We start from the raw sequence: 7,361 nt of genomic DNA on the forward strand, positions 1-7,361 counted from the left end.
TCCGCCATTCGCCTGTCGCAATCCTGAGACCCACCCATCGCGGAGGACCTGATGCTGCACGAACCCGCCGCCTCGAGCGGCCCGGATCCCGGCTCCTCGTACAAGGCCCGTCTGGGCATCTGGATGTTCTTCTTCTACGCCGCCATCTATGCGGGCTTCGTCGCCATCAACCTGGCCAGCCCCGGCGCCATGGAGACGACGGTGCTGGCCGGCATGAACCTGGCCACCGTCTATGGCATCGGCTTGATTGTCTTCGCCCTTCTCCTGGCCCTGGTCTACGACCGGCTCTGCTCCGTGCGGGAGCGGCTGTTGGCCGACAAGGAGGGCGCCCGCTGATGGCCATCACCGTCTTCATCATCTTCGTCGCCGCCGTGCTGGGACTCTCCTTCTGGCTGGCGCGGCGCACCACCTCGGCCAACGCCTATTACGCGGCGGGAGGCACCATCCACTGGTCGGTGAACGGCATCGCCTTCGCCGGCGACTACCTGAGCGCCGCCTCCTTCCTCGGCATTTGCGGCATGATCGCCACAGCCGGCTACGACGGATTCCTCTATTCCATCGGCTTCCTGGCCGGCTGGATCGTCGCCCTCTTCATCGTGGCCGAACCCATGAAGCGGCTGGGCAAGTACACCTTCACCGACGCCCTGGACGCCAAGTTCAATTCGCGGGGCATCAAGCTGGCAGCGGCGATCAGCACCCTGGTGGTGTCCATCTTCTACCTGATTCCGCAGATGGTGGGCGCCGGCGTGCTGGTGGAGCCCCTGCTCGGCATCCCCCACGCCTGGGGCGTGATCATGGTGGGGGCGATCGTCATCACCATCGTCGCCACCGCCGGCATGACCTCCACCACCTACGTGCAGTTCATCAAGGGCGCCATGCTCGTGATCTTCTCCACCGTGCTGGTGGTCTCCCTGCTGGTGCGCGGCCTCACCACCACTCCCGACCAGGGCGGCACCGTGCCCTTCGTGGAGCCGCGCGTGCTGATGGCGGGCGAACTGGACGGCATCCTGCAACCGGCCGACAGCAGCTTCACGCTGCTGGAGCGCGCCGAGGCCAAAGGCAAGCGCTTCGCCCGCCTGGCCGGTCCCGGGGGCGAGAGCTGGTGGCTGGCGGGAAGCCCCGACGAACAGGGTCTCATCGCCCTGACCGAGGTGCAATGGGAGGCGAAGTCCGCCGAGGGGCACCTGGTCAACGGCCGGCCGGCCGGCGTGGACAACCCGTTGCGCCAGGTGGGCAACCTGACGCGCGTGGCCGGCAAGACCGGCGACGAGGCAGTGACGGGATCCCTGGGGCCCTTCGAGTTCCTCTCGCTCTTGTCCGACGAGCAGACCAGCGTGCGCCGCTGGATGAGCGCGGGCTTCACCTCGGCCAACGGCGCCGCCGTCAAGGTGATCTACCCCGTCGAGACACCGGGCAACCGCGTCATGCGTCCCGGTCTCAAGTTCAAGGTCGAGGGGACGCCCCTGGAGCGCCTCGATTTCGTCAGCCTGATGCTGGCCCTCTTCTTCGGGACGGCCGCCCTGCCCCACATCCTCATCCGCTACTACACGGTGCCCAGCCCCACCTCGGCGCGCAAGTCGACCATCGTCGCCATCGCGGCCATCGGCGCCTTCTACGTGCTGACCCTCTACATGGGCCTGGGCGCCATGACCAGCGGCGTGATCAACCCACTGGACGACAACATGTCGGCGCCGCTGCTGGCGCGCTCCTTCGGGGAGCTGCTTTTCGCCGTCATCTCGGCCATCGCCTTCTCCACCGTGCTGGGGACGGTGAGCGGCCTCATCATCGCCGCCTCGGGAGCCGTCGCCCACGACCTGATGGACCGCTATGCCGGCCGCCGCATGACCGAGCACCAGAAAGTGCGCGCCGGCAAGATCTCCGCCTTCGCCGTGGGCCTGCTCGCCATCATCCTGGGCATCCTCTTCAAGGGCATGAACGTCTCCTTCCTGGTGGGTCTTGCCTTCGCCGTGGCGGCCAGCGCCAACCTGCCGGCCATCCTCATGATGCTCTTCTGGAAGGGCACCACGGCCAAGGGGATCACGGCGGCGGTGACGGTGGGCATCCTCAGCTCCGTCGGCCTGATCATCTTCTCGCCCACCATGTGGGAGCGCTACGGGCTGGATCCCGCCCTGGCGCCCATCCCCCTCAACAACCCGGGCATCATCTCCATCCCCTTGAGTTTCCTGGTCCTTTATCTGGTGTCCCTGGCCACGGCCGGATCGAAAAGGACCACCATGTAGCAGCCATCGGAGCCGCGCGTGAGCCAGCTGAGCGCCGTCCGCGTCGACCTGCACGTCCACAGCTCCTGCAGCGACGGGAGCCTCAGCCCCGAGCAGCTGGCCGACGAGCTGGCGGCGGCGGGTGCGGGCTTTGCCGCCCTGGCCGACCACAACACGGTGGAGGGTCTGGAGCGCTTCCGCGAAGCCCTGGAGCGCCGTGGCGTGCGGGTGATCAGCGGCCTGGAGCTGGACGTCCAGGCTGCCTGCGGTCCGCTTCACCTCCTGGCTTACGGCTTCGACGAGCATGCGCCGCGCCTGCGCCGGGCGTTGCGCGCCGTGCGACATCCCCACTGGGATCGCCTCCTGCGCGCCTGGTGGCCCCCCTCGCTTCGCCGGGCCCACGCCCCGCAGGCCCTGGCCCTGGGTCCGGGGCGGGGGGCGCTGGCGGCGGACGAGGCGATCCGCCTCATCCACGAGGCGGGGGGACTCGTCTTCCTGGCCCATCCCCTTGCCGCCATGGCGGGACCGGACGAGCTGGAGCGGTGCCTGGACGAGCTGCAGGGGCTGGGGCTGGACGGGATCGAGGCGCACTACAAACCCTACGACAGCGCCACCCGCCTACACCTGGAGGAGGTGGCCCGGCGGCGCGGCCTGCTGGCCTCGGGCGGCAGCGACTACCATGGACCGGGTGTGGAGCTGGGCGCCGCCACGCCCGGCATGGACCTGTCCGAGGATTCCTGGCGCCGTCTGTCGCGGGCGCTGGGCTGGACGGGCGAGGGCTTCCTCCTCTCCCGGGCGGCGGCAGGCGCGCCGGCACGCCCGGGCTGGCGCCGGGGCTTCCTGCTCAACATCGGCCTGCCGGCCGCCCTCACCGGCCTGCTCTTCGTGCTGGCCATCTTCCGTTTCCTGCTTCCCGCGATGGAGGACCAGCTCCTCGAGCGCAAGAAGGAGATGATCCGCGAACTCACCCGCGCCGCCGTCAGCATCCTTCAGGAGTACGAGGACGAGGCCCGGGCCGGACGGCTGGAACCGGCGGCCGCCCGCGCCGAGGCGGCGGAGCGCCTGCGCCGCCTGCGCTACGGCGCCGAGGGCAAGGACTACTTTTGGGTGACGGACATGACGCCGCGCATGGTCATGCATCCCTGGCGCCCCGACCTGGAGGGCCGCGACCTGCGCGAGTTCCAGGATCCCACCGGGCGGCGCGTCTTCGTCGCCTTCGTGGATGCGGTCCGACGGCGGGACTCCGGCTATGTGGACTACTACTGGCAGTGGAAGGACGACGCCGGGCAGATCGCCCCCAAGCTTTCCCACGTGCAGGCCTTCCGACCCTGGGGCTGGGTGATCGGCACAGGCATCTACAGCGAGGACGTGCAGGCGGAGATCGTCCGGGTCCGCGGCCGCCTCGTCTACGCCTCCCTGCTCATCCTGGGCGTGGCCGGCCTGCTCCTGGCCACCATCATGCGGCAGAGCCTGGCCCTCGAGCGCCGGCGGGCACGGGCGGAGCAGGAGCTGCGCGAAACCAGCGGCAAGTACCGGGCCCTGGTCGAGGCGTCGACGGAGGGGACCCTCATGGTGCTGGACGGCCGCTGCGCCTACGCCAACGGCATCATGGAGCGCATGCTGGGCGAGGAGAGGGGCGGCCTGGCGGGACGCGGCATCCTGGACCTGCTCGCCACCGACAGCCCCGGTGATCGGCGTGGCCGCGAGACGATGGAATGCCTGTTGCGCGGCGAGGCGGTGCCGGGCAGCTTCGAAGCCAGGATGCGGCGCGCCGCGGGCGGGCACGCCGAGCTGCTCCTCTCGGCCACGTCCATTGCCGCGGACGGGCGCGAGGGCCACATCCTGGTGGCGCGCGACATCAGCCGCTCCAAGCAACTGGCCGCCACCATCCAGCGCAGCCGCGTCCACTACCGCAAGCTGACGCGCTCCATCCACATGGGCGTCTTCCGCAGCGCCTGGGGCGACGGCGCCCTCCTGATCGAGGCCAATCCGGCCATGCGTGTCCTGCTTGGCATGCCGGCGGAGGGCGAGCCGGCGGGCGTCGACTGGTTGGAGCGCGTCGTCGACGCCGAGCAGCGCCGTTCGCTGAAGGAGCGGCTGCAGCGGGAGGAGAGCGCCGAGCAGCCGCGCCTGGCCCTGCGCCGCCTGGATGGGGGACTGGTGGAGGTCCGCCTCTTCGCCGTGCTGGTGCGCGAGGACGAGCACGTGCTGTGCGACGGCGTCCTGGAGGACATCACGGCGCGGGCCCGCGGCGAAGCGGAGCGCGAGGAGCTGATCGCCCAGCTGCAGACCTCGCTCTTCTTCCTGCAGGAGCCGGTCGCCCCCGCCGTGCGGCCGGTCCCCGTGCTCGAGGCGGAGCGGCCCATCAGCGAGGCGGCGGTCCGCATGGGCGGCTCGGAGGCCAGCGCGCTGGTGGTGGTGGGGGCCGGCGGCGAGCCGCTCGGTCTGGTGACCGACCATGATTTCCGCGCCCGCGTCACGGCGGTGGGCCTGGATCCGGCCCGGCCCCTGCGCGTGATCATGAGCGCGCCCCTGGCCTCCGTCTCGGTGCATGCCCTGGTCCACGAGGCGATCCTCGTCATGCAGGAGCGGGGCATCGGCCACCTGGCCGTGCTGGACGAGGCGGGCCGCCTGGTGGGCGTGCTGCGCGACCGCCACCTCATCCACTTCCGCCACTACAGCACGGTCATCCTCACCCAGTCCATCCGCCGCGCCGAAAGCGCCGCCGAGATCGGCCGGGCGCGCGAGCGCCTGCCGCGCCTGGTCCACGCCCTGCTCGCCTCCGGCGCCCGCGTGCGGGCCGTCAACCGCCTCATCACCGGCGTGGCGGACGCCGCCGCCGAACGCCTGCTCGCCCTGGCCACGGCGGAGCTGGGTCCGCCGCCGGGCGCTTTCGCCCTGCTCGCCATGGGCAGCCAGGGCCGCCTGGAGCAGACCCTGGTCACCGACCAGGACAACGCCATCGTCTACGAGGAGCCGCCCCCCGGCCGTGAGGCGGAGTGGCAGGCTTGGTTCCTGGAGCTGGGGCGGCTCGTCACTGTCGGTCTGGCCGAGGCCGGCTACCGCGAATGCGCGGGCGGCGTGATGGCCCGCCACCCCAAATGGACCCTGTCGCTCGAGGCCTGGACGGCGCAGTTCCGGCACTGGATCCGCACGGCCGATCCGCAGCAGCTGCTGGATCTCAACATCGCCTTCGATTTCCGCTGCGTGGGCGGCGAGCCGGCCCTGGCCCGGGAGCTGCGGCGCCGCGTCTTCAGCGAGATCCGGATCCATCCGCCCTTCCTGCTCCACCTGGCCCAGAACGCGCTGCTCGGCCGGCCGCCGCTCAGCCTGGGCGGCCGCATTGTGACCCAGGCCGCCGGCGACGGCCACAAGGCGCTCGACCTGAAGGAGGCTCTCCTTCCCGTCATCAACCACGGGCGGCTCTACGCCCTGCGCCATCAGGTCGAGGACACCCACACCCTGGACCGCCTGGGACGTCTGCACGAGCTGGGCCGCCTCAGCCAGGAGACCTGGGAGGAGCTGCTCCCCGACTACGAGGCGGCCATGCGCATGCGCCTCGAGCACCAGGCCCGCGCCGTGCTGGAAGGCCGCGAGGCCGACAACCTGCTTTCGCCCAGCGGCTGGACCGCCCTGGACGAGGCCATGCTCAAGCGGCTCTTCACCGTGGTGCAGGATCTGCGGCGCAAGATCAGCTACGATTTCCAGGGGATGGCGTGAAGGCGCCCGGGCGGGCGGGGCGCTCCCGCCTGCGCCGGCTGGCCGGAGCGCTTCTGCGCCTGGCGGCGGCCGGCCTGGCGCTCACCCTGCTCGTCATCCTTGCCTTGCGCTGGGTGCCGCCCCCCACCAGCGCCATGATGCTGCAGCGTCGGGTGGCCGGGTTCTTCCAAGAGGGGGCGCCGCCTGTATGTTACGAATGGCGGCCGCTGGAGCGCATCTCCCCCCACGCCGCGCTGGCGGTGGTGGCGGCGGAGGACCAGCTCTTCCTCGAACACGGCGGTTTCGACCTGGAGGCGATCGGCAAGGCGCTGGACCACAACCGCCGCGGCCGCGGGGTGAGGGGCGCCAGCACCATCACCCAGCAGGTGGCGAAGAACCTCTTCCTCTGGCCGCGCCGCAGCTGGCTGCGCAAAGGCCTCGAGGCGGGCCTGACCGTGCTGCTGGAGGCGCTCTGGCCCAAGCGCCGCATCCTCGAGGTCTACCTCAACATCGCCCAGTTCGGGGACGGCGTCTACGGGGTGCCCGCCGCCGCCCGCCACCTGCTGCACACCCGGGCGGACCGCCTCACCCCCGAACAGGCGGCGCGGCTGGCCGCCGTCCTGCCCAATCCCCGCCAGTTCAAGGCCGATCGGCCCTCGCCCTACCTGCGGCGCCGGACGGATTGGATCCAAGGCCAGATGAGGCAACTGGGCGGTCCGGCCTGGTTGCGGCAACTGGATCCTTGAGGGTCAGGTCATCGCTTAGGGGATCGAAATCGCTTTGGGGATCGATATCGATATCGATATCGATATCGAAATGGAGCCAGCTCGCAGGGACTTGTGCCCTAGGCGCCGCGCAACTCGACCAGGCGGTCCACCAGCTGGGCGAAGCCTCCGCCGCCCGGAGCCCCGGTGAGATCCGACATCTCTCGCCATCGGGATCGGGATCGCTATCGGGATCGGGATCGGAGTCGGAGTCGATAGCGACAGCGATAGCGATTCTGAGCCGCCCCGGTGAGATCCGACATCACTCGCATCTCTTTCGATATCGGGATTGGGATCGGGATCGCTATCGGGATCGGGATCGGGTTCGGGATCGGGATCGGCATCGGGATCGGCTTCGATAGCGATAGCGAATGTGATATCGGGATCGATAGCGATAGCGATAGCGAATCTAAGCCACTTCGCGGAAAACCTGCCCTAAGCGCCGCGCAACTGGACCAGGCGGTCCACCAGCTGGGCGAAGCCTCCGCCGCCCGGAGCCCCGGTGAGATAGGCGGGGTGATGCTCGACGAGAGGAAGGAAGCGGCTGAGATTGGCCACCCCCACGCTCGTCTCCTCCAGCCAGGCGAACATGGGTTCGTCGTTGGGGCTGTCTCCGCAGAAGGCGCAGCGCCCGATCGCCTCGTCGGCGTCCAAGCCAACCGTCTGGGCGGCGTAGGCG

5 protein-coding genes are annotated in these 7,361 nt (G+C 70.2%); 4 read left to right on the forward strand and 1 reads right to left on the reverse strand.

Going from position 1 to position 7,361, the window contains the following annotated elements; all coding sequences use genetic code 11:
- The first annotated feature begins 51 nt into the window (after window positions 1-51).
- The 4 genes from Q8O14_00270 to mtgA are packed head-to-tail and all read left to right on the forward strand — an operon-like array spanning window position 52 to window position 6,664.
- Entirely contained in the window at window positions 52-336 is a 285-nt protein-coding gene (locus Q8O14_00270) for a DUF485 domain-containing protein (protein MDP2359176.1), read from the forward strand.
- Window positions 336-2,240 (forward strand): cation acetate symporter, encoded by a 1,905-nt coding sequence (locus Q8O14_00275; GenBank protein ID MDP2359177.1) that lies wholly within the window; start codon window positions 336-338, stop codon window positions 2,238-2,240. Before Q8O14_00270 ends, Q8O14_00275 begins: the two co-directional genes overlap by 1 nt.
- An 18-nt stretch (window positions 2,241-2,258) precedes the next feature.
- On the forward strand, window positions 2,259-5,939 hold the full coding sequence (locus Q8O14_00280) for a DUF294 nucleotidyltransferase-like domain-containing protein (protein MDP2359178.1): 3,681 nt from the start codon (window positions 2,259-2,261) through the stop codon (window positions 5,937-5,939).
- Window positions 5,936-6,664: a monofunctional biosynthetic peptidoglycan transglycosylase gene (gene mtgA, locus Q8O14_00285; protein MDP2359179.1), complete on the forward strand. Its 729-nt coding sequence runs from the start codon at window positions 5,936-5,938 to the stop codon at window positions 6,662-6,664. The genes Q8O14_00280 and mtgA overlap by 4 nt, the downstream gene beginning before the upstream one ends.
- A 453-nt stretch (window positions 6,665-7,117) precedes the next feature.
- Here mtgA and Q8O14_00290 read toward each other — a convergent pair.
- On the reverse strand, window positions 7,118-7,361 hold a 244-nt coding region (locus Q8O14_00290), incomplete at its 5' end, for an HAD family hydrolase (GenBank protein MDP2359180.1).

The organism is bacterium (genome assembly GCA_030685015.1).
In the GTDB taxonomy this organism is placed as follows: domain Bacteria; phylum CAIWAD01; class CAIWAD01; order CAIWAD01; family CAIWAD01; genus CAIWAD01.

Coding starts and splice junctions, on each gene's coding strand:
- Q8O14_00270 (MDP2359176.1), top strand. CDS start 52: ATGCTGCACGAACCCGCCGCCTCGAGCGGCCCGGATCCCGGCTCCTCG.
- Q8O14_00275 (MDP2359177.1), top strand. CDS start 336: ATGGCCATCACCGTCTTCATCATCTTCGTCGCCGCCGTGCTGGGACTC.